Origin of the sequence: Microbacterium sp. JZ31 (assembly GCF_016805985.1) — a bacterium.
In the GTDB taxonomy this organism is placed as follows: domain Bacteria; phylum Actinomycetota; class Actinomycetes; order Actinomycetales; family Microbacteriaceae; genus Microbacterium.
Genome location: NZ_CP017661.1, coordinates 1,557,452 through 1,578,941 on the forward strand (window position 1 = coordinate 1,557,452; position 21,490 = coordinate 1,578,941).

A 21,490-nucleotide genomic window follows, 5' to 3' on the forward strand; every position below is an offset into this window, starting at 1 on the left:
CGTGATCACCGCGGTTCGCGAGGTGCTCCCGCAGGATGACGACGCGATGCTCGTGGGGCGCGTCTACGACACCCAGCGGCGGGCTCCCGTGCCCGTGCTCGTCCGAGGGCGCCGCGTCTGGTCGCTCGCCGGGGCGGCGCGCACCGTGTCCGACCTCTTCGACCGCGCGGACCACCTGGCCGTGCTGAGGGAGACGGCGGACGCCGACGCGACGTGGAGCGTCGATGACATCGCGCTGCCCGGAGGCGCCGGCGGCGCGCCGCTCACGCTGCTGCCGCCCATCGACCTCCAGGCGATCAAGGCCTGCGGCGTGACGTTCGCCGGCTCGATGATCGAGCGCGTGATCGAGGAGCGCTCCCACGGCGACGCCCGGCGTGCGGCCGAGGTGCGCGAGGAGATGTCGCGCGCCGTCGGGGCAGATCTCGCGGGCGTCCGCCCCCACACGGCGGCCGCCGAGGCGTTGAAGGAGAGGCTGTCGGCGCGGGGCTGGTGGTCGCAGTACCTGGAGGTCGGGCTGGGACCCGATCCCGAGGTCTTCACCAAGGGACCCGTGCTGTCGGCCGTGGGCACGGGCGACGACATCGGCGTGCCGGCGTTCTCCTCGTGGAACAACCCGGAGCCCGAACTCGTCCTCGCGGTCGATCCGCGCGGCCGGATCGTCGGCGTGACCCTCGGCAACGACGTCAACCTGCGCGACGTCGAGGGGCGCAGCGCGCTGCTGCTCGGTATGGCGAAGGACAACAACCGCTCGACGGCGATCGGCCCGTTCATCCGCGTCTTCGACGACGCCTTCACGATAGACGACGCGCGCGCCCTCACGATCGACCTCACGGTCACGGGGGCGGACGGATATGTGCTGCGCGGCGAGAACACCGTCTCGGCGCTCAGCCGCAGCTTCGAGGAGCTGGTGCGCGCCGCGCACGGAGAGCACCACCAGTACCCCGACGGCTTCGTGCTGTTCACGGGCACGCTCTTCGCGCCGACCGAGGACCGCACGGAGCCCGGCGAGGGCTTCACGCACGAGCTCGGCGACGTCGTGGCGATCGAGAACGCGCGACTCGGTGCGCTCGTCAACACGGTCCGCCGCACGGAAGAACTGCCGCCGTGGACGTACGGGATCCGCAGTCTCTTCACCGACCTTTCGCGAGAAGTAGTCTGAGCGGGATGGCAGAACGCGCAGACGACCGCGCCGGTCGGGCCGACGTGTCGCGCTCCGCCGCGGCGTCGGTGTACGAGCGGATCCGGACGATGATCCTCGCCAGCGAGATCGCGCCGGGTGAGAAGCTCAACATCGACCAGCTGGCCCGTCAGCTCGGCGTCTCGCAGACCCCCGTGCGCGAGGCGGTCCAGCGCCTCGAGGGCGACCAGCTGGTGGTGGCGCGGCGGCCCCGCGGCTACGCCACCACCCAGCTGCTGGACGAGGCGGGCCTTCGCCACATGTTCGAGGTGCGTCTGCTGCTCGAGCCGTGGAGCGCACGGGCGGCGGCCGTCGACCGTGCGGCGAACCCCGGTGCCGCGATGCTGCGCGAGATCGATCGCTTCGCTGCGGAGATGCACGGAGACCCCCGGCACCTGATGAGCGCGCACGACACGCGCTTCCACGAGCTGATCCTGCGCGCGGTCGGAAACGACTTCCTGGCGAACGCGTTCCGTCAGATGCACCCGCATCTGCACCTGTTCCGCCTGTACCCGGCGGACATCGACGGCGCGCACACCATCGCCGAGCACGAGCGGATCGCGCGCGCGATCGCCGCGGCCGATCCGGACGAGGCCGAGCAGGCGATGCGCGCCCATCTGCTCGCGGCCATGGAGCGCTTCTCGGCCGGAGTGGACGGCGGGGCGCCGTCCCTGGCCGGCGTGCGTCCGGGAGCCGTGCGTCCCCGGACGGCCGACGTCGGCTGACGGGCGGCCTCCGCCGTCGCGCCCATGTCCTACCCTGCGGTCGGCAGGTGGGCTAGCCATTCAGCTCCAGCACTTCGTCCAGCACGCGACGTGCGAACGCTGCTTGGCCGGGGGGTGTGTTCGTCAACATGAGGAGGCCCTTCCAGAGAGCCCATCCGGCGCCGCGCGACCACGTGGCATCGTCGAGGTCGAGTGTCGATCGGAAAGCGCGTCGTGCTGGTCCCCGGAACTGCGTCCAGAAGATGACGGTGTCGCAGGCGGGATCGCCGACGGCGGAGCACCCGAAATCGATGATGGCCGCAAGCGACCCCCCGTCGTCGACGAGCAGATTGCTGATCGCGACGTCGCCGTGCACCCACACGGGGTGCGCGACGTCGGTCGTCGAGGTGGCGTCGTTCCAGAGAGCAGCAGCACGGTCTCGTTCTCGCTCGTCGAGAAGGGGTAGACGGCTGCGCACCTGGTCATCCCACCGGGCGACGGAGGCACCGCGATAGGCGCTGTGCAGGCCCGGTGCCGGTCCCTCTGTGGCATCCGCCCGGCGCAAGGACACCAGAAAGACGGCCAGGTCGGTTGCCGCAGCGACGTCGCCGCTCAGGCGGCCAGGGTCCGGCCGACGGCCCTCGATCCAGCTGTAGATCGACCATGGCGCCGGGAAGATCTCGCTCGGTCTTCCGCGACCGACGACCCGCGGAATCGGCAGCGATACCTGAGGCGCGAGCTTCGGCAGCCACGCCTGCTCCTTGCGCACCTGCGGGACGTAGTCGACATCCGCGGGAACGCGAACGATGAGATCTTCCCCGAGGCGGAACACTCGATGATCGTTTCCCGCATCGGTGACTGGGCTCACGGGCAGGGTCGACCATTGAGGAAACTGCTCTCGCACGAGTTTCCGGACCAGCGGCTCGTCGATCGCGTGACGGCCGGGGAACGAGACGGTCATCACGTCACGGTAGCCCGAAGCCCACCGAGCGCACGGCCGACATCCTGCCGAGGGAGGCGCCTCAGACGGCGTCCGCTGCGTTCACGTTCTGCTGGTGGGGCGGGTGGGACTCGAACCCACGCATCGTCGGGTTATGAGCCCGCTGCCTTGACCATCTTGGCCACCGCCCCGCGATGTCCGAGCCTATCGCGGGCCGGCGCGCGCGCCCGCCTCAGGTGCCGCAGAACGTGCGGTAGGCGCCGAAGTCCTCGGGGGCCTGCTCGGCGTAGCGCTCCCAGCCCGAGCGCTCGTGGAACGGCTGGGTGACGGCCTCCAGCAGGCGGTGGAACGGATCCAGGTCGCCGTCGGTGGCGGCGGCCAGCGCCTCCTCGACGAGATGGTTGCGCGGGATGTAGGCCGGGTTCACGCGTGCCATCAGCTCCGCGTCGGGCCCGAACGCGCGCCACCGTTCGATCCACGCGTCGATCGCCGCGAGATCGAGGAACCGGGTGCGCACCGGCTCGGAGGGGCCGTGCACGGCACCGCCGAGCATGCGGAAGAAGGACGTGTAATCGACGTGGTTCGCGTGAAGGAGCGCGAGCAGATCGTTGATCAGCTGGTCCACCGCGGTCTCGTCCGCGTCGTCCCGCAGCCCGAGCTTCGCCAGGAATCCGGTCCGCCACGCCTCCGTGTAGCGGCCGCGGAAGGCGCCCAGTGCCTCCTGGGCGATCGCGATCGCCTGCTCCCGGTCGTCGTGGAACGCGGGCAGCAGCGTCTCGGCGAACCGCGCGAGGTTCCACTCGCCGATCGCGGGCTGGTTGCCGTACGCATAGCGGCCGCCGACGTCGATCGAGCTGTACACCGTGGCGGGGTCGAACGCGTCCATGAAGGCGCACGGCCCGTAGTCGATGGTCTCGCCCGAGATCGTCATGTTGTCGGTGTTCATCACGCCGTGCACGAACCCCACGAGCATCCACCGCGCGATCAGCGACGCCTGGGCGCTCAGCACCGCGTCGAACAGCGCGAGCGCGGGGTTCTCGGCACCCTCGAGGTGCGGATAGTGGCGGCGGATCGCGTGCCGGACGAGCCGGTCGCGCAGATCCGCGTTCCCCGATGCCGCCGCGTACTGGAAGCTGCCCACGCGGAGGTGGCTGCTGGCGACGCGCGCGAGCACGGCGCCGGGCAGCACGGTCTCGCGGTACACCGAGGCGCCCGTCGTGACGACGGCGAGCGATCGGGTGGTCGGGATGCCCAGGGCGTCCATGGCTTCGCTGATGACGTACTCGCGCAGCATGGGCCCGAGCGCGGCCAGCCCGTCCCCCGCGCGGGCGAACGGCGTCGCCCCGGACCCTTTCAGGTGGACGTCGCGCATGCGCCCCTGCGGGTCGGTGAGATCGCCGAGCAGCAGCGCGCGGCCGTCACCGAGACGCGGCGAGTATCCCCCGAACTGATGACCCGCGTACGCCTGCGCGACCGGTGTCGTGCCGTCGGGCACGGCGTTGCCGCACAGCAGCGCGACGCCGTCCGGGGATCGGAGGAACGCCGGCTCCAGGCCGAGCTCGCCTGAGAGCTGCTCGTTGAGCACGATCAGGCGCGCGTCGGGGAACTCCTCGGCCTGCCACGGCACCGCCATCTCCGGCAGGTCCCGCGCGAAGCTGTTGCCGAAAGTCACGGCGGACGTGAGTGCGCCTGTCATGCCTCGACGATACGCCGCCTGATCGGAACCGGGGCCGCGCCGGCGGCATCCGTCAGCGAGGCTGGTCGGGATCGTCCTCGGGAGGATGCCGGCGCTCGCGCTGGTCGTCCTCGGGAGGAAGCCGCCGGTCGAGGAGATCGTCCGGATCGCGCATGGCGCGCAGCTGATCGAGCGCGGTCCGGCCGCCCTGCGCCGTCTCACCGGTCTCCCGCGCCGCGCGGTCGATCCCCTCGTCGCGCCCGCGGGCGATCGCCAGCTCCTGACTCTCGCTCACGACCTGCGGGTGCGTCCTCGCGAGCATGATCACGCCGAGCGACGCCGCGGCTCCCGCGATGACGAACACGATGAGCGCCCAGAGGTGGGCCTGCGAGGCCTCGCCCAGCACGATCGCGCCGATGAGCACGGCGATGATCGGATCGATCACCGTCAGCCCCGCGATCACCAGGTCCGGCGGTCCCGACGAGTAGGCGGTCTGCACGAAGTAGCCGCCGGCGATGGCCGCCGCGACGAGCGCGATCAGGCAGACGATGGTCAGCCAGTCGAACTCCTGCTGCTGGATGCGGCTGATCACGACCTTGGCGAGCGTCGCGACGAATCCGTAGAGCACGCCCGCCGCCGAGATGTAGAAAAGCGCGCCCATGCGCTGCCGCAGCGCCAGCCACGCCACGCCGAGCAGGATGATCACGACGAGCAGGATCGCGAGCACGACGAGCAGCTCGAACTGTGTGACGGGTCGCTCGGTCGCGAACAGCGCGGCGACGATGACGAACACGAAGATGCCGCCCACGCACAGCCCGATGGCGGTGAGCGATTTCCTGGTCGGCAGGTGGCCCGAGATCTGGGCGTTGAGAAGGGTCGTGATGACGAGCGAGACGGCGCCGAGGGGCTGCACCACGATCAGCGGGGCGACGGCCAGGGCGCTGAGCTGGCAGATGATCGCGACGCCCAGCAGGATCGTGCCGATCACCCAGGACGGGCGGGTCAGGAGGCGCAGCAGGTGCGAAGGCCCGAGACCCGTGTCCCCCGTCGAGCCGGAGATGCGCTCGACCTTGCGCACGCCCTGGCTCTGGTACTGCGCGCCGAGGGACATGAACACCGCGCCTGCGAGCGCGAGCGGGATGCCGAGCAGCAGTCCCGGGTTCTGGAAGGCGCCCACGAGCTGGTCGCCCACGTCCTCGACGATCCCACTTCCGAGCGGCCACTGAACGATCGCGCGATGCACTCTCCGAGGGTACCGGCCGAGGCCGTGACGCCGGGGTGCGAATCGCGGTCGCCCGGGAACATACGCTGGAAGCATGACCGTGCTCCCGATCCGCATCATGGGCGATCCCGTGCTCCACGCCCCCGCCGCCGATGTCGACGAGATCACGGACGAGATCCGCGAGCTCGTCGCCGACATGTTCGAGACGATGGACGCCGCTCCCGGCGTCGGCCTCGCGGCTCCCCAGGTGGGCGTGCCGCTGCGGATCTACACCTACGCCTATGAGGACGACGAGGGACAGCCCTGGCGCGGGGTCATCCTGAACCCGGAACTGTGGATGACGCCGCTCATCCCCGGTGAGCCGGATGAGGAGGAGGAGTCCGAGGGCTGCCTGTCGTTCCCGGGTGAGCGGTTCGCACTGCGTCGCTCGGAGCGCGTGCGCGTGACGGGCATCGACCTCGACGGCGACCCCGTGACCATCGCGGTCGACGGCTGGCGCGCGCGCATCATGCAGCATGAGTTCGATCACCTCGACGGTGTGCTCTACATCGACCGGCTGACCGGATCCGACGCCAAGCTCGTGCAGAAGATCGCCCGCAAGCGCGGCTGGGGACGACCCGGGGCGAGCTGGATGCCGGGCGTCGACGACCTCGAGGGCTGAGGCCCGCAGCGCATCGGCCTTCCGGCATCCTGGTGCTCGCCCGCCGCGTGCCCGGAGGCTACTGTGAGCGCAGGGACGGTCGCATCGGGCCCGGTTCCGAGCCGAACAGGAGACGCGTCATGAACCGCATCACCTCCGGCCGCTTCGCCGCGGCGACAGGCACCCTCGTGATCGCGCTCACGCTGGGCGGGTGCGCCGCGATCGGCGACCTGCTCGGCGGCGGACCCGACCGCGATGCGGACACCGGCGAGTTCACGGAGAGCGGCGACGTCGACGTGTTCGACCTGCAGGTCGGCGACTGCCTGAACCTGGGCGAGACGGGCGAGCTGTCCTCGGCGGCGGTCGTGCCGTGCAGCGAGCCGCACACCGAGGAGATCTTCCACGAGTTCCAGATGGAGGACGGTGACTGGCCCGGCGAGGACGCCGTCGAACAGGCCGCGGACGAGGGATGCTACGCGGCGTTCGAGGCCTTCGTCGGCACGGCCTACGAGGACTCGACCCTCGACTACGTCTTCCTCTCCCCGCTCGAGGACGGCTGGAACGATCCGAACGTCGAAGACCGGCTCGTGCAGTGCGTGATCTATGAGCCCACCGACGACGGGCCCAAGGAGCTCACCGGCTCGCTCGAGGGCGCCGCGCGCTGACACCCGAGGAACGGGCTCGCCCGTTCAGGCCCTCGGGGCAGTGAGAGAGTCGATCGCCTTCGCGACGACGCGGGCCATCGGCATGCGGATGAGGTGGTCGCCACCGTGCACCCTGTGCACCGTCACGTGCCTCATCTTCTCGATGACGCGCAGTGCACCGGGGACGAGGAACGGATCGAGAGTCCCGTACACCACCTCGATCGGTACATCCGTGGCCGCGGCATCCGTGATCACGGTCTGCGTCTCGATCGCGTTCTCGAGCGAGAGGACGAACGCGTTCCAGTTCCTGTCGCTGACCTCGAACGCGTCGCGGATCGGCGAGAGCCGCGCGAGCAGGGCCGCGTTGCGGAGCGTGAACTCCCGCTTGCGGCGGAGGAGGTCGTACACCCGGCGGTAGAGCGTCATGGCGGCGCGGTCCACCGGGTCTCCGACGATGTCCGGAGGCAGATACACGGGCGGGCTGACGAGCACGAGACCCGTCAGCGCGGACGAGCGGCGAGCTGCGAAGCGCGTCGCGATGAGCGCGCCCATGGAGTGGCCCACGAGCACGAACGGCTCGCGCACGCGCAGCCGTGCGAGGGTGCGCTCGAGGTACAGCACGTGCTCGTCCAGCGTGAAGGTCGCCGAGGGCGGCGCCGGCGACGCTCCGAACCCCAGAAGGTCCATCGCGACCACCCGGTGCTCGGGCCGCAAGAGCGGGATCACGTTCTCGAACGTCGTGTAGGACGATGCGATGCCGTGCACCAGCACGACGGCCGGGCCGTCCCCTTGGTCCACGGCGACGTGGAGCGGAGGGCGGCGCCGCGCGGCGAGCCGCTCCCGCAACGCGGTGACGAACCTCATCCGCTTCCCCGGTCGGCGTGGCGGGGATACCCGCTCGTCCGGCGCCGCGGTGCGGGCGCGTCCGCGGTCTCGGCAGGCGCTCGGGGCGCGACGGCGGACATGCGCCCACCCTAGCGGCGGTCCCTCGTCTACCCGCCGCCGCACCGGCCTGCGTCGCACCGGCCTGCGTCGCGCTGGTCGGGCGATGGGTGCGCGTGGGGCATGCTTGTGCTCATGGGGATCGACGGCGTCGAGGTGCGTGAGGGCGAGGAGGCACCGATCGATCACGTCGGCCTGCTGCTCGTGCGCATCGCCGACGGCGATCAGAGCGCGTTCGCCGATCTGTACGACATGCTCTCCCCCCGCGTCTTCGGTCTGATCCTGCGCGTGCTCGTCGATCGCGCCCAGAGCGAGGAGGTCCTCCAGGAGGTCTTCCTCGAGGTATGGCAATCCGCTTCGCGCTTCGCTCCGAATCAAGGACAAGGACGATCCTGGATCCTGACCATCGCTCATCGCCGGGCGATCGACAGGGTGAGGGCGTCGCAGGCGAGCACGGATCGTGACACCCGGATCGGGATCCGAGACGCGGGCGTCGCCTTCGACGGCGTTGCCGAGGAGATCGAGATGCGGCTCGACGCGCAGCAGGTGGTAGGCGCGCTTCGCGGTCTCCCCCACGCGCAACGCGAGGCGATCGTCCTGGCGTACTACGGCGGTTACTCTCAGAGCGAGATCGCCGCCCTTGTCGGTGCGCCGCTGGGAACGATCAAGACGAGGATGCGCGACGGACTGTCGCGCCTGCGAACCGAACTGGGGGTGAGCGCATGAACGAGCGGGACTTCGAGGAGCTGTCGGCCGGACAGGCGCTGCACGCGCTCAGCCCGGAGGACCAGCGCGCCCTGCGCGAGGTGACGCAGCAGGACCCGGAGAGTGCGGCGCACGCGGCGGACGACGCGGCGACCGCCGCGCGGCTCGCCGATGCCGTCTCGGAGGTCGCTCCCCCGCCGCGCATCCGCTCCGAGCTCCTCGCGCGCATCGCGGCCGAACCCAACCGGCCGGACGCTCCCGGGCTGGCCGCGGGCGAGCAGGCGGCGGGCGAGCAGGCCGCCACGCAGCGCGCGGCCGAAGGCGAGCCGCAGCAGCGCCGCGGCGGCCGCGCGCCCTGGGGCGCGCGCGCCTGGTTCACGCTCGCGGCGTCCATGGTGCTGCTCGCGGGAGCCGGAGTGGGCGCGGTGCTCGCCGCGCAGTGGTTCGACCGGCCCGCCGCGGTCGTCGCCCTGGACCGGATCGAGGACGCGCCCGACGCACGCACGGCCAGCGCGCCCGTGACGGGCGGCGGTGAGGCGATCCTGCACTGGTCGGTCGAGCTCGGTGAGGCGGTGCTCGTGTCGGAGCGCCTGCCCGAGATCGGCGCGGACAGGCAGTTCGAGCTCTGGTACGTGCGCAGCGACGAGGCGATCCCGGCGGGAGTGTTCGACGCCGAGGACGCCCGCTCGACGGGGGCGCTGCTCGAGGAGGGAATGCAGCCGGGTGACGTCATCGCGGTGACGGTCGAGGAGCACGGCGGATCGCCGACCGGCACGCCCACGACGGACCCGATCGTGGCGATCGCGACGGACTGACGGCGGCCCGACCTTCCTGCCCCTCGTGGGCGCCCGTACAGTGACTCACATGAGCGCCGATCGGCCCACGCCCACGGCGGACGCCGCATCGGCGCCCGCGCGCACGATCGCGACGCTGCTGCTCCGGCAGCCGTTCGGAGCGGGATTCTTCCTGACACTGGGCGGCCTCGCGGCGATCGCGCTCGGCATCGCGATCACGAACCTCTCGACGGTGCTTGTGTACATCGCGCTGGCGCTGTTCGTCGCGCTGGGCCTCGACCCCGCCGTCGAGTGGATCGCGCGCCGCGGACTGTCCCGCGCGTGGAGCATCACGATCGTCTGCGCCGCATTCGTCGCGGTGATCGCCGGCGTGCTGCTGCTGATCGTCCCGACGGTGGTCGAGCAGATCGCGCAGTTCGTGCGCTCGCTGCCGGCCGCGGTCGCCGAGCTCCGCAGCTCCGATCTGTATGCGAGTCTTGAGAGCTCCTTCGGCGAGCAGGTCACCGGCATGCTCGCCGAGGTGCAGACCTTCCTCACGAATCCCGCCAACATCGCCGCCATCGGCGGCGGCGTGCTGCGGGTCGGCACGACGATCGCGACGGCGGCGTCGGGAGTCGTGATCGTCATCGTGCTGAGCCTGTACTTCCTCGCCTCCCTGCCGTCGATGAAGACCTCCCTGACGCGGCTCGCCCCGGCGCACAGCCGCCCCCGCGTGCGCAGCCTGACCGACGAGATCACGGCGTCCGTCGGCGGCTACCTGGGCGGCATGGTGATCCTCGCGTTCTTCAACGCGGTCGTCGCGTTCGTGCTGCATCTGCTGCTCGGCCTGCCGTTCCCGCAGCTCATGGCGGTGACGGCCTTCTGCATCACGCTCATCCCGCTCGTCGGATCCGTCCTGTTCTGGATCGTCGCCTCCTCGCTCGCGCTCTTCACGAGCCCCACGAGCGCACTGATCTTCGCCGTCGTCTACCTCGTCTACATGCAGCTCGAGGCCTACGTGCTCACGCCGCGCGTCATGAACCGGACGATCGCCGTGCCGGGGTCGCTCGTCGTCATCGGGGCGCTCGTCGGGGGCACGCTGCTCGGCCTCCTGGGAGCGCTCGTGGCGATCCCCGTGACGGCCTCGGTGCTGCTGATCGTCACCCAGGTGCTGATCCCGCGGCAGGATGCGAAGCTCGCACCGTCGCGCCCCGACGCCGTCCCCCCGGCCGAACCGCGCGATCGGTCCGACCTCGCGCACGACGGAGGAGAGGCAGGAGACCGTGATGGCCCGATCCGCTGACAGGCGCCGACGGGAGCGCGAGGCGATCCGAGCCGAGGTGCACCGGCGGGCACACGGGTGAATCTTCGCCGCTGCCGTCGCCGCGGTGGCCGTGGGCCTCGCGGGCCTGCTCCTCCCCGAGCGCAGCCTGCAGCTGATCTCGCTCGTGCTGGGCGTCTACTTCGTGGCGGCGGGCATCACGCGCGCCGGCGCCGCCTACGACGTCGGGGCGCCGCCCGTGCGGCGCGCCATCGTATTGATCTCCCATCGCGCCGCCGAGCAGGACAGCAGATAGGACGCCAGATGGGCGAGGGAAATGAGTCTCATGCGTCCAGTCAGAACCATGACGTAACGGCGGGGTCAAGCCCCACCCCGATGCCGCGCCCCACAAGCTGACGGTGGGTAGCGTGATCCCGTGACGTGGTTCTGGACGCTCTGCGGCATCGCGCTCATCGTGGGCGGGCTGACCGAGGTGTTCCGCACGCTCCTGCATCCGGTCGGACGCGGGCGCCTCACCCGCTGGGTCGCGCAGGGCACGTGGCACGTCTGCGCCCTCTTCGGCAGTCGCGGCCTTGTGCTCGCCGGCCCCTTCGGCGTCATCGGCGTGATCCTCCTGTGGGTGGGCATGCAGATCGTCGGCTGGGCCATGGTGTATCTGCCCCACGTCCCCGACGGGTTCAGCTACTCCCCCGGGCTGCGGCCGGAGGACTATCCCGATGCGCTGGAGGCGTTCTACTTCTCGGCGGTGAGCCTTTCGACCCTGGGCCTGGGAGACGTGGCCGGATCGGATCCGTGGGTGCGATTCATCAATCCATTCGAGTCGGTCATCGGCTTCGGCCTGCTGACCGCGGCCGTGTCCTGGTTCCTGGAGCTGTACCCCGGCCTGCGGCGGCGCCGCGCGTTCGCCCTGCGCCTCGCCGTCCTCGAGCGCGCCGGCTTCGGGGTCGAGCTGCCCCACATCGATGCCGCCGTCGTGGCGGGCACGCTGCACAGCCTGGTCGCCGAACTCGCGCAGGTGCGCGTGGACCTGACGCAGAGCTCTGAGAGCTACTTCTTCTCCGAGCGCGAGCGGGAGAGCTCGCTGCCCGCCATGATGCCGTTCGCCCTATCTCTGGCCCGGCGGGCCGGCGCGTCCGATCATGCGGGTGTGCGCACGGCGGGCGACGCGCTGCGGGAGGCGATCGCCGACTTCACTCAGGAGCTGAGAACGCAGTTCCCGCTGAAGGCCCGCGACATGGACGAGACGCTCGTCGAGTACGCGATCCGGCACGGTCAGAAGCCGCCGGCCCTTACGGGCTGAAGGGAAGACCGCAGCGACTCCGCGACATGACAGCTCACCCGGACTCCGAGCGGAGCGGAGCCTGGCGGCGCGGCCGCTTTCGCGAAAGGGAAAGGGCCCGTCCGATGGACGGGCCCTGATGGCTCCCCGGCTTGGACTCGAACCAAGAACCTGCCGGTTAACAGCCGGCTGCTCTGCCAATTGAGCTACCGAGGATCATTCCTCTGCCCCTCGCGGGGCAACCCCACAATCTTAGCAAAGCGAAACGGATGCTCACGACACGGGCGCGCGCCCTGGCGTGTCGGGGGTCCAGAGCACCTGGCCGTCCGCGGACTGCGCGACGACGTGCCCACCGCGCAGGCGCAGATGCGCGGCGCCCAGTTCGCGCGCGAAGGCCGCGTCGTTGCTGGCGACGACCGCCGCCATACCCGCGTCGCGGCGCCGGCGCACGATCGCGTCGAACACGACGTGGCGGACCTCCAGGTCGATGTTGGCGAGCGGCTCGTCGGCGACGAGCACGCGCGGGTCGAGCACGAGCGCTCGCGCGAAGGCCACCCGCTGGCGCATGCCGGCGCTGAGCTCGAACGGGAACCGGTCGGCCGTGCCGAGCGGCAGGTGCATCTCGTCGAGCAGCCCTGCGACACGCACCGCGACCGCGCGGCTGTTGACCCGGCGGTCGCGCGACGTGATGGGCTCCGCGATCGTCTCGCTCACCGTAAGGCGCGCGGGGAGCCCGGCTCCGGCGCCCTGCGGCACATAGCCCACCCGGTAGGTCAGCACGCGCCGGTCGCGCCCCTTGTGGTGCACGGGGATCCCCGTCACGCGCGCCGATCCGCCGGAGACGGTCATCGTGTCGTCGAGCCGGCCCGCGAGCACCGCGAGCAGGCTGGACTTTCCGGATCCGGCCTCGCCGGAGACGGCGAGGATCTCCCCCGCCTTGAGGGTGAACGTCACGCCGTCGACGGCCCGGGTCTCCGGCCCTGCGCCCCAGCGACTCACGCTCAGGTCGTCGCAGACGACGGCATTGACGGGGTCATCCGGGACGCGGAACATGCGTCCCATCCTGCCTGGTACCCGGGCATCCGGGCCAGCCGCCTCATTCGACGTCGATCAGCGCGCGCCTTTCGTTGTCGAGGTCGCGCAGGCGCACGCGCAGGGACCGCCCCTCGTCGGAGGTCGGCGCGGTGCGCTGCACGGCTCCGAGCAGCTCCGCCTTCTCCCCGTCGAGCGAGCGCAGGACGAGGCGGCGGCAGATGTCGTTGACCGACGCGATCGCGTGGTCGTCGTCCCGCGCCGGGAAGTCGCGCGCGAGCAGCTCGCCCGCCAGCTGGCGGTACGGCTCGCGCACGGTCTCGATGGCGTTCAGCGCCCATCCGGGCCGCGTGCGATCCGCCGCCGCCGCCACGCTCGCGCGCACGGCCTCGAGGGCCTGCGTCCGGAACGGGATCCCGAGCGCACGCGCGAGGAGGGCCGGATCGATCCGGTGCCCGTAGAGAAGGACACCGGTGAGCGCGTCCCGCTCGAGCGCCACGTCGGTCGAGCGTGGCAGCGACGCGAGCGTCACGCGCTCCAGCGGCGCCTGCACGGCGGGCTCCGACCCTGGCATCGGCCGCGGCCCCGAGCCGGGCATCGGCCGGGGCTCCTGCCGAGCATCGCCCTTCGCACCCTGACCCACGGATCCGCTCGCCCTGCGCGCCGCCTGCTCGACCGCGCCGTGCACGTCGCGCGGCTCCATGCCGAGCTTGCGCGCCAGCACGCGCTCGTATCCGGCCCGCACCATCCGGTCGCGGATCGCCGCGACGATCGGGGCCGCCGAGCGCAGCGCGCCGATGCGCCCCTCGACGCTCGCGAGGTCGAAGCCGCCGATGCGGCGGTCGATCACGAACTCGAACATCGGCACGCGGTGGTCGAGCAGGCCGCGCACGGCGCCGTCGCCGCGCTGCAGACGCAGGTCGCACGGGTCCAGCCCGTCGGGCGCGATCGCCACATAGGTCTGGGCGTTGAAGCGGTTGTCCTCCGCGAACGCGCGGATCGCTGCCTTCTGGCCGGCCTCGTCGCCGTCGAACGTGAAGACGACCTCGCCGGATGCGGACTCGTCGCCCATCACGCGCCGCAGCACCGTGACGTGCTCCGACCCGAACGCCGTGCCGCAGGTCGCGATCGCGGTCGTCACACCCGCCAGGTGGCACGCCATGACGTCGGTGTACCCCTCCACCACGACGACGCGCTTGGGATCGCCGCGCGAGATGTCGCGCTTGGCCAGGTCGAGGCCGTACAGCACCTGCGCCTTCTTGTAGATCGGCGTCTCGGGTGTGTTCAGGTATTTCGGGCCCTGATCGTCGTCGTACAGCTTTCGTGCGCCGAAGCCGATCGTCTGGCCCGTGACGTCGCGGATCGGCCACACCAGCCGGCCTCGGAAGCGGTCGTAGACGCCGCCGCGCTGATTGGTCGAGACGAGCCCGGCGGTCGTGAGCTCCTCGCGCGAGAACCCCTGGGCCGTGAGGGCCTTGAGCATCGCGTCCCAGCCCTTGGGCGCGTAGCCGACCCCGAAGTGCGCTGCGGCCCCCGCGTCGAAGCCGCGCTCCCCGAGGAAGCGTCGAGCGGGCTCGGCCTCGGGAGAGACGAGCTGCCCGCGGAAGAACTCGGCGGCAGCGGCGTTGGCGGCGAAAAGGCGCGAGCGTCCGCTCGTCTCGGGTGCAGGCCCGCCGTCCTCGTAGTGCAGCGTGTAGCCGATGCGCGCCGCGAGGCGCTCGACCGCCTCCGTGAAGGTGACGTGGTCCATCTCGCGCAGGAACGTGTACACGTCGCCCGACTCGCCGCAGCCGAAGCAGTGGTAGTAGCCGACCTGCGGCCGGACGTGGAAACTCGGGCTCTTCTCGTCGTGGAAGGGGCACAGGCCCTTGAGCGATCCCACGCCCGCGGAGCGCAGCGCGACGCGCTCGCCGACCACGTCGGCGATGTTCGTGCGCGCCTTGACCTCCTCGACGTCGGCCTGGCGGATCCTCGGCATCAGTCGGCCCCGACGCGCACCGGCTGCGGCGCGGCGGCGCGCGGACGCGCGCCCGGGCGCGCGTGGCGCGGCGTCCAGATGCCGACCTCGGCCGGATCGATCTCTCCCACGAGGCGGTTATGCCAGTCGATCGCCGTCTGGTCGGTCAGGCTCGCCACCTGATCGACGACGACGCGGGCGCGCTCGGCGTCGTTCTCGGCGGCATGGAAGTCCGCGGCGAACGCCGGCTCGAACACCTCGCCGCCGGCCGACCACAGCGTGTCGGTCGACAGCAGCGCGTCGGCGAGGCGCTTGAGCACACGGCGCTGCTCCTTGTAGACGCCCTTGCGCGCCTCGATGGTCACGATCGACGATCCCATGACGCCCTTGAGCACCGCGATCTCGACCTCGATGACGCGTGGCACCACGACGTGGGCGTTGTAGCGCGCGAGCGACGGGCCCACGTACGCCTCGCGCGTGGCGGCCACTGCGGCACGGGCGAAGCGGCCGATCAGGTCGCTCGTCAGGTTCTTCAGGCGTGCGAGATCCTGCCGCGACCGGTCGAACGACCTCAGCCACATCGGCTGCCTCGTCAGGCGGTACAGGCCGTCCGCCAGCTCCTCGCGCGAGTAGTCGTAGCCCACCCACTGCTGGATCTTGCCGATCAGCGGATGGTGCTGCACCGGATCCGCGAGCGCCTCGAGGTCGATGTAGCCGTTCACGACGGCGTCCTCGAAGTCGTGCACGGAATAGGCGATGTCGTCCGAGAGGTCCATGACCTCGGCCTCGATGCACCGCAGCCGCCCCGGAGCGCCGTCGCGCATCCAATGGAACACCGCCTCGTCCTCGGGATAGACGCCGAACTTCAGGCGCCCGCCCGGGTCGGGCACGGGGTTGTCGACCGTCCACGGGTACTTGCACGTGGCGTCGAGGCTCGCGCGCGTCAGGTTGAGTCCGACGGAGTGGTCGCGGTCGTCGAGCACCTTCGCCTCGAGCCGCGTCAGGATGCGCAGCGACTGCGCGTTGCCCTCGAAGCCGCCGATGTGGTCGGCCCACTCGTTGAGCGCGCGCTCGCCGTTGTGCCCGAAGGGCGGATGGCCGAGGTCGTGACTGAGGCACGCCGTGTCGACGACGTCGGCGGACAATCCGAGCGAGATGGCGAGCTCGCGGCCGATCTGCGCCACCTCGAGCGAGTGCGTGAGGCGGTTGCGCGCGAAGTCGGCCGAGCTCGCGGGGCTCAGCACCTGCGTCTTGGCCGCAAGGCGGCGCAGACCCGCCGAGTGCAGCACGCGCGCCCGGTCGCGCGCGAAGTCGTCGCGCTCGGAGCGGTGCCGCTCGGCGAAGAAGCGCTCGGCGTCGCCCTCGCGGTATCCGTCGGGGCGCATGCCGTCAGCCACCACTGGTGTCCAGCTCCGCTCCCTGGAGCTCGCAGCTCGCGTCCTCGCCGATCTCTCGCGAGTCGAGCCAGCCCTGCGGCAGCACGGGTCGCTTGGGCGAACCGGCACGACCGCGCTGCCCCTCGGCGGCGGCGCCCGGGTAGGGCGCGTCGTGGTCGAGCTGCGCCAGCAGGTCGTCGATCTCGGCGAGGCTGGACGCGGTCGCGAGACTCGCACGCAGGTCGCCGCCGACCGGGTAGCCCTTGAAATACCACGCGACGTGCTTGCGGATGTCACGGCAGCCGCGATCCTCGTCCTCGAAGAACTCCACGAGCAGTTCGGCGTGCCGACGGAAGCCGCGCGCGACGAACCCGAGGTTCGCGTCGACCACCGGGGCGTCGGCGCCGAACGCGGCGGCCAGCTCGCCGAACAGCCACGGCCGCCCGAGACAGCCGCGCCCGACGACGACACCGTCGCATCCGGTCTCGTCCATCATCCGGACGGCGTCGGCCGCGCTCCAGATGTCGCCGTTGCCCAGCACCGGGATGCTCGTGACGGTCTCCTTGAGCTTCGTGATCGCCGACCAGTCGGCCGTGCCCGAGTAGAACTCGGCGGCCGTGCGCGCGTGCAGTGCGACGGCCGCCGCGCCGGCGCCCTCCGCGATCCGCCCCGCCTCGAGGTAGGTGAGGTGATCCGCGTCGATGCCCTTGCGCATCTTGACCGTGACCGGGACGTCGCCCGCGGCCTTGACCGCGCCCTCGACGATGTCGCGGAACAGCCCGGTCTTCCACGGCAGCGCGGAGCCGCCGCCCTTGCGCGTCACCTTCGGCACGGGACAGCCGAAGTTCAGGTCGATGTGGTCGGCGCGGTCCTCCTCGGCGATGATCCGCGCGGCCTCGGCCGTCACGGCCGGGTCGACGCCGTACAGCTGGATCGACCGCGGCGTCTCGGACTCGTGATGCCGGATCAGGCGCATCGTGGTCTCGTTGCGCTCGACGAGCGCGCGCGTCGTGATCATCTCGCTGACGTACAGGCCGGCGCCGTACTCGCGGCACAGCCGGCGGAACGCGGTGTTCGTGATGCCCGCCATGGGTGCGAGGACGACCGGCACGTCGAGGTCGATCGTGCCGATGCGCAGCTGGCGCGGGCGGGTCAGAACAGAGGTCACGGATCCATTCTCACAGAATCGGCATGGGCGATCGCCGAGCGTCGTAGCCTGTTGAGAGCAGGCGATGCCCGAGCGAACGGAGTGAGTCGACGTGGACACGACAGATCTGCCCCCTGTGCGGGAGATCCCCTTCGCGGACGCCTCCGGTGCGGAGCGGACGCTGTCCGAGTTCGACGGACCGGTGCTGGTCGTGAACGTCGCGTCGAAGTGCGGCCTCGCGCCGCAGTACGAGCAGCTCGAGGAGCTGCAGCGCACGTACGGCGATCGCGGGTTCCAGGTCGTCGGGTTCCCCTGCAACCAGTTCATGGGTCAGGAGCCGGGGTCGATGGAGCAGATCCTCGAGTACTGCTCCACGACCTGGGGCGTCACCTTCCCGGTGAACGACAAGATCAAGGTCAACGGCCCGAAGGCGCATCCGCTCTACAAGGCGCTCAAGAAGACGCCGGACTCCCACGGCAAGGCCGGTCGCGTCGCCTGGAACTTCGAGAAGTTCCTCGTGCTGCCGGACGGAACCGTCACCCGCTTCCGGCCGACGCAGAAGCCCGACGACCCGGAGATCGTGTGGCGGATCGAGGCCGCGCTCCCGCGCTGAGCCTCAGTTCGCCGCCGCCCGGTGCTCGGACCAGACCTGGCGGGCGACCTGGGCGAACGCCTCAGGGGGCTGCGCGCCGCTCACGCCGTACTGACCGTCGATCACGAAGAACGGCACGCCGTTGATGCCGTAGGCGCGCGCCTGCGCCTGGTCCTGGCGCACGGCGGGGAGGAACTCGTCGTTCTCCAGCGCGTCGCGCGCCGCGGCCTCGTCCAGTCCGACGGACCCGGCGAGTTCGACCAGTTCGTCGATGCGACCGACGTGCCGGCCCTCGACGAAGTAGGCCGCGAGGAGGCGCTCCTTCATCTCGAGCTGCTTGCCGTGCTGTTTGGCGAAGTGCACGAGCTCGTGCGCCTTGACGGTGTTCGTGTGCTGCTGCAGGTCGAAGCGGTAGTGCAGGCCGGCCTGCTCCTTCGCGATCTGCGTGACCCGCTCGTTCATCTGCTGCGCCTGCTCGGGCGTGACGCCCTTGTGCTGCGCGAGGAAGTCCGTGCTCGAGCCCTCGAAGTCGACGGGGGTGTCGGGCGACAGCTCGAACGAGTGGTAGGTGATCTCGACGCGGGGCGCGTCCTCATCCTGCGCCGTCGCGGCGATGCCGTTCTCGAGGTTGCGCTTGCCGATGTAGCACCAGGGGCAGGCGATGTCGCTCCAGACGTCGATGCGGATGGGGGCGGGCGTTGCAGTCTCGTCGGTCACCTCAAAGACAACGCGCGCGACGGCTCGAGGTATTCCGGATCCGTCATGCACTCGTGGGTGCGTCGACCGCGCCGCCGAAACGGCGCTCCCGTCCGAGGTAGAGGTCGATCGCGTGCCACAGGTCGCTGCGGCTGAAGTCGGGCCACAGCGTGTCGAGGAACACCATCTCGGCATACGCCGCCTGCCACAGCAGGAAGTTCGAGGTGCGCTGCTCGCCGCTTGACCGCACGAACAGATCGACGTCCGGCATGTCGGGCACGTAGAAGTGGCGGCGCAGCGCCTTCTCCGTGATTCCGGACGGCTTCAGTCTGCCGGCGGCGACCTCCTCGGCCAGCGCCCGCACGGCGTCGACGATCTCGTTGCGCCCGCCGTAGTTGATGCACATCGTGAGCGTCAGACCGTCGTTGCCGGCCGTGAGCTGCTCGGCGAACTTCAGCTCCTTGATCACGGAGCCCCACAGCCTGGGCGTACGGCCCGCCCAGCGGATGCGCACACCCCACTCGTTCAGCTGGTCGCGTCGGCGGTGCAGCACGTCGCGGTTGTAGCCCATCAGGAACCGCACCTCGTCGGGCGAGCGGCGCCAGTTCTCGGTCGAGAACGCGTACACGGAGAGGTGCTTCACGCCCGCCTGGATCGCGCCCGCGACCACGTCGAGCAGCACCTCCTCCCCCGCCTTGTGCCCCTCGATGCGGCTGAGTCCCCGCCGATTCGCCCAGCGCCCGTTGCCGTCCATCACGATCGCCACGTGCGCGGGCGCGTCCGTGCCGTAGTCGGGAGCCTGCAGGCCCGTCCAGTCCAGCGCGCGGTACGGCACCGCGTCGCGGTGCGTGTAGGGCTTGGGCGTCATCGGGCTCCCTGGCTCGTCGAGGTCTGCGACAGCGCGCGCAGCCCGCGCTCCATCGTCCACTGCACATACGCCGACACGAGACCGGATGCCTGCGACGCGTCGCGCGGCGACGCCGCGTCGACGACCTCCCAGTCGCCGGACAGCAGCGCGCGCAGCAGGGCGAGCACGTTGGCGCTGACGTGCGGCGTCCCGGGCGGCGCGCACGCCGTGCACACCACGCCGCCGAGCTGCGCGAGGAACTGATCGTGCGGGCCGGCGGCGCCGCACCGCGCGCAGTCGTCGAGCGCGGGCGCCCATCCGGCGAGTGAGAGCGAGCGCAGAAGGTACGAGTCGAGCGTGTGCCGGGGCGAGTGCTCACCGCGCGAGAGCGAGCGCAGCGCGCCCACGAGCAGGTAGTACTGGTTCGGCGCCGGCTCGTCGTGCGTCAGCCGATCGGCCGACTCCGCCATGGCGGAGGCCGCCGTGTAGCGGTCGTAGTCGGCCGCGATATCGGCGCCATACGCCCCCAGCGTCTCTGCCTGCTGCACGATGTCGAGGCTGCGGCCGGCGTACAGCTGCACGTCGGCGACCATGAACGGCTCGAGCCGCGAGCCGAAGCGCGAGGAGGTGCGGCGCACGCCCTTCGCGACCGCGCGCACCTTGCCGTGCCGCCGGCTCAGCATGGTGACGATGCGGTCGGCCTCGCCGAGCTTGTGCGTGCGCAGCACGACCGCTTCGTCTCGATAGGTGGGCACCGATCCATTATCTGCCGCGCCTGCGACATCCGGCTGTGGGCGCGAAGCCCTTCCCGCGGTGGAGCGTGACCCTGTCGGTCCGCCAGGATTCCTGAGTTCACCCGGATCCCGGATTCGACACGCGCCGGCGGTCCGGGATCCCGGCGATCTCCGGAATACGGGCGACGCGCCAGGCGCCCGCCGAATCGGCGCGGCACTCCGGGACCCCGCCGACCCACCAGAACCCAGGAGTTCACCCGGATCCCGGGTTCGACGCCGCCCGGCGGTCCGGGATCCGGGCGATCTCCGCGATCCGGGCGACGCGCCAGGCGCCGGCCGAATCGGCGCGTTAGCGCCGCGGTGACACCATTGGAGGGTGACCGATCCGACCTTCGTGCTGCCGCTGTGGGCCGACCTCATCGCGGTGGCGTTCGGCGGGGTGCAGGGTGCGATGTTCGCATCCGGCTTCCAGGGGCAGCGCCGGCTGGATCTGCTCGGCGTCGCGCTGATCGGCATCATCCTCGGCATGGGCGGCGGTCTCATCCGCGACGTGCTGCTGGGCGTGACGCCCGCGTCGCTGCAGTCGAACTGGTACATCCTGACCGCGATCGTCGCGTCGCTCGTCGGCATGCTGCTCGCCGGGGTCTTCCACCGGCTGAACAAGGTCATCGTGGGGCTCGACGCCGTGCTGATCGGCCTGTTCGGTGCGTTCGGCACGAGCAAGGCCCTCGCGTTCGGCCTGCCGCTCGTGCCCGCGATCTTCATCGGCGCGGTCGCCGCGGTCGGCGGCGGCGTCGCGCGCGACATGGCGATGGGACTGCCGATCGCGATCATGCATGTCGGCTCGCTGTACGCGGTCGCCGCCGCGGCCGGATGCACCGTGCTCGCCGTGAGCTTCGGGGCGGGTCTCGACATCGTGCCCGCCGCGATCGCCGGCGTCGCGGTCACGACGGTCATCCGCCTGCTCGCCGTGATCTTCGACGTGTCGCTGCCCGAGCAGCGCCGGATCTACCGCCGCCGCGTCGCGCTCGAGACCTCCGCGATCCCGGTCATCTCGTCGGAGATGATCGCGCAGGCGCAGGCCGGCGTCGAGCAGGCGCAGGCCGCGGCCGAGCAGGCCGTCGAA

General features: G+C 71.1%; 21 protein-coding genes, 2 tRNA genes and 1 pseudogene. 11 read left to right on the plus strand and 13 right to left on the minus strand.

Annotation, left to right across the window (positions count from 1 at the left end; genetic code table 11):
• Position 1 precedes the first annotated feature (1 nt).
• Both BJP60_RS07430 and BJP60_RS07435 read left to right on the plus strand, forming a co-directional pair.
• Entirely contained in the window at positions 2-1,159 is a 1,158-nt protein-coding gene (locus BJP60_RS07430; RefSeq protein ID WP_238439617.1) for a fumarylacetoacetate hydrolase family protein, read from the plus strand.
• Positions 1,160-1,164: 5 nt separating this feature from the next.
• Positions 1,165-1,902, plus strand: a complete 738-nt coding sequence (locus BJP60_RS07435; protein ID WP_203138683.1) for a GntR family transcriptional regulator — start codon at positions 1,165-1,167, stop codon at positions 1,900-1,902.
• 52 nt (positions 1,903-1,954) lie between these two features.
• On the opposite strand, the gene BJP60_RS07440 is transcribed toward BJP60_RS07435, so the two are convergent.
• The 4 genes from BJP60_RS07440 to BJP60_RS07455 form a co-directional block, all read right to left on the minus strand.
• Positions 1,955-2,842, minus strand: coding sequence for an aminoglycoside phosphotransferase family protein (locus tag BJP60_RS07440; RefSeq protein ID WP_203138684.1), 888 nt, complete (start codon positions 2,840-2,842; stop codon positions 1,955-1,957).
• Between the two features lie 92 nt (positions 2,843-2,934).
• A tRNA-Ile gene (locus tag BJP60_RS07445) sits at positions 2,935-3,012 on the minus strand.
• Between the two features lie 41 nt (positions 3,013-3,053).
• Entirely contained in the window at positions 3,054-4,517 is a 1,464-nt protein-coding gene (locus BJP60_RS07450; protein ID WP_203138686.1) for a protein adenylyltransferase SelO, read from the minus strand.
• Positions 4,518-4,569: 52 nt separating this feature from the next.
• Positions 4,570-5,700, minus strand: coding sequence for a DMT family transporter (locus BJP60_RS07455; protein ID WP_238439638.1), 1,131 nt, complete (start codon positions 5,698-5,700; stop codon positions 4,570-4,572).
• Between the two features lie 112 nt (positions 5,701-5,812).
• On the opposite strand from BJP60_RS07455, the gene def reads away from it, so the two are divergent.
• Together def and BJP60_RS07465 are read left to right on the plus strand one after the other, a co-directional pair.
• A complete protein-coding gene (gene def / locus BJP60_RS07460; protein ID WP_203138695.1) occupies positions 5,813-6,379 on the plus strand; it encodes a peptide deformylase in 567 nt (188 codons plus the stop codon).
• Between the two features lie 119 nt (positions 6,380-6,498).
• The gene (locus BJP60_RS07465; RefSeq protein WP_203138700.1) at positions 6,499-7,023 is read left to right on the plus strand and encodes a septum formation family protein; all 525 of its coding nucleotides are present in this window, start codon (positions 6,499-6,501) and stop codon (positions 7,021-7,023) included.
• 24 nt (positions 7,024-7,047) lie between these two features.
• Here BJP60_RS07465 and BJP60_RS07470 read toward each other — a convergent pair whose 3' ends face one another.
• Positions 7,048-7,866 carry an alpha/beta fold hydrolase gene (locus tag BJP60_RS07470; protein ID WP_203138702.1) on the minus strand — a complete coding sequence of 273 codons (819 nt, stop codon included), beginning with the start codon at positions 7,864-7,866 and terminating at the stop codon, positions 7,048-7,050.
• Between the two features lie 201 nt (positions 7,867-8,067).
• On the opposite strand from BJP60_RS07470, the gene sigK reads away from it, so the two are divergent.
• The 5 genes from sigK to BJP60_RS07495 all read left to right on the plus strand — a co-directional run bounded on the left by sigK (position 8,068) and on the right by BJP60_RS07495 (position 12,004).
• The gene (sigK, locus tag BJP60_RS07475; protein ID WP_203138703.1) at positions 8,068-8,670 is read left to right on the plus strand and encodes an ECF RNA polymerase sigma factor SigK; all 603 of its coding nucleotides are present in this window, start codon (positions 8,068-8,070) and stop codon (positions 8,668-8,670) included.
• The gene (locus BJP60_RS07480) at positions 8,667-9,464 is read left to right on the plus strand and encodes an anti-sigma factor (RefSeq protein WP_203138704.1); all 798 of its coding nucleotides are present in this window, start codon (positions 8,667-8,669) and stop codon (positions 9,462-9,464) included. The genes sigK and BJP60_RS07480 overlap by 4 nt, the downstream gene beginning before the upstream one ends.
• A gap of 49 nt (positions 9,465-9,513) precedes the next feature.
• Positions 9,514-10,725 (plus strand): AI-2E family transporter, encoded by a 1,212-nt coding sequence (locus BJP60_RS07485; protein WP_203138705.1) that lies wholly within the window; start codon positions 9,514-9,516, stop codon positions 10,723-10,725.
• A gap of 85 nt (positions 10,726-10,810) precedes the next feature.
• Entirely contained in the window at positions 10,811-10,999 is a 189-nt protein-coding gene (locus tag BJP60_RS07490; protein ID WP_203138706.1) for a hypothetical protein, read from the plus strand.
• A gap of 120 nt (positions 11,000-11,119) precedes the next feature.
• A complete protein-coding gene (locus BJP60_RS07495) occupies positions 11,120-12,004 on the plus strand; it encodes a potassium channel family protein (protein WP_203138707.1) in 885 nt (294 codons plus the stop codon).
• A 119-nt stretch (positions 12,005-12,123) separates the two neighbouring features.
• Here BJP60_RS07495 and BJP60_RS07500 read toward each other — a convergent pair.
• The 5 genes from BJP60_RS07500 to dusB form a co-directional block, all read right to left on the minus strand.
• A tRNA-Asn gene (locus BJP60_RS07500) sits at positions 12,124-12,199 on the minus strand.
• A gap of 57 nt (positions 12,200-12,256) precedes the next feature.
• Positions 12,257-13,036: an ATP-binding cassette domain-containing protein gene (locus tag BJP60_RS07505; protein WP_203138712.1), complete on the minus strand. Its 780-nt coding sequence runs from the start codon at positions 13,034-13,036 to the stop codon at positions 12,257-12,259.
• 43 nt (positions 13,037-13,079) lie between these two features.
• Entirely contained in the window at positions 13,080-14,993 is a 1,914-nt protein-coding gene (gene dnaG / locus BJP60_RS07510) for a DNA primase (protein ID WP_203138713.1), read from the minus strand.
• Positions 14,993-16,357, minus strand: a complete 1,365-nt coding sequence (locus BJP60_RS07515) for a deoxyguanosinetriphosphate triphosphohydrolase (protein WP_203138714.1) — start codon at positions 16,355-16,357, stop codon at positions 14,993-14,995. Before BJP60_RS07515 ends, dnaG begins: the two co-directional genes overlap by 1 nt.
• 4 nt (positions 16,358-16,361) lie before the next feature.
• Positions 16,362-17,516, minus strand: a complete 1,155-nt coding sequence (dusB, locus tag BJP60_RS07520; protein WP_238439618.1) for a tRNA dihydrouridine synthase DusB — start codon at positions 17,514-17,516, stop codon at positions 16,362-16,364.
• Between the two features lie 91 nt (positions 17,517-17,607).
• Between dusB and BJP60_RS07525 the strand changes: the two genes are divergently transcribed.
• On the plus strand, positions 17,608-18,108 hold the full coding sequence (locus tag BJP60_RS07525) for a glutathione peroxidase (RefSeq protein ID WP_442923415.1): 501 nt from the start codon (positions 17,608-17,610) through the stop codon (positions 18,106-18,108).
• 3 nt (positions 18,109-18,111) lie between these two features.
• Here the strand turns inward: BJP60_RS07525 and BJP60_RS07530 are convergent, their stop codons facing one another.
• From BJP60_RS07530 to recO, 3 genes are read right to left on the minus strand one after another with little or no spacing between them, the layout of a single operon-like run.
• A complete protein-coding gene (locus BJP60_RS07530; RefSeq protein ID WP_203138715.1) occupies positions 18,112-18,804 on the minus strand; it encodes a DsbA family oxidoreductase in 693 nt (230 codons plus the stop codon).
• A gap of 43 nt (positions 18,805-18,847) precedes the next feature.
• On the minus strand, positions 18,848-19,651 hold the full coding sequence (locus tag BJP60_RS07535; RefSeq protein WP_203138719.1) for an isoprenyl transferase: 804 nt from the start codon (positions 19,649-19,651) through the stop codon (positions 18,848-18,850).
• Positions 19,648-20,385 carry a DNA repair protein RecO gene (gene recO, locus BJP60_RS07540; protein WP_203138720.1) on the minus strand — a complete coding sequence of 246 codons (738 nt, stop codon included), beginning with the start codon at positions 20,383-20,385 and terminating at the stop codon, positions 19,648-19,650. Before recO ends, BJP60_RS07535 begins: the two co-directional genes overlap by 4 nt.
• A gap of 355 nt (positions 20,386-20,740) precedes the next feature.
• Here recO and BJP60_RS07545 point away from each other — a divergent pair.
• Positions 20,741-21,424, plus strand: a pseudogene (locus BJP60_RS07545) (trimeric intracellular cation channel family protein); the annotation flags it as partial.
• Between the last annotated feature and the right edge of the window lie 66 nt (positions 21,425-21,490).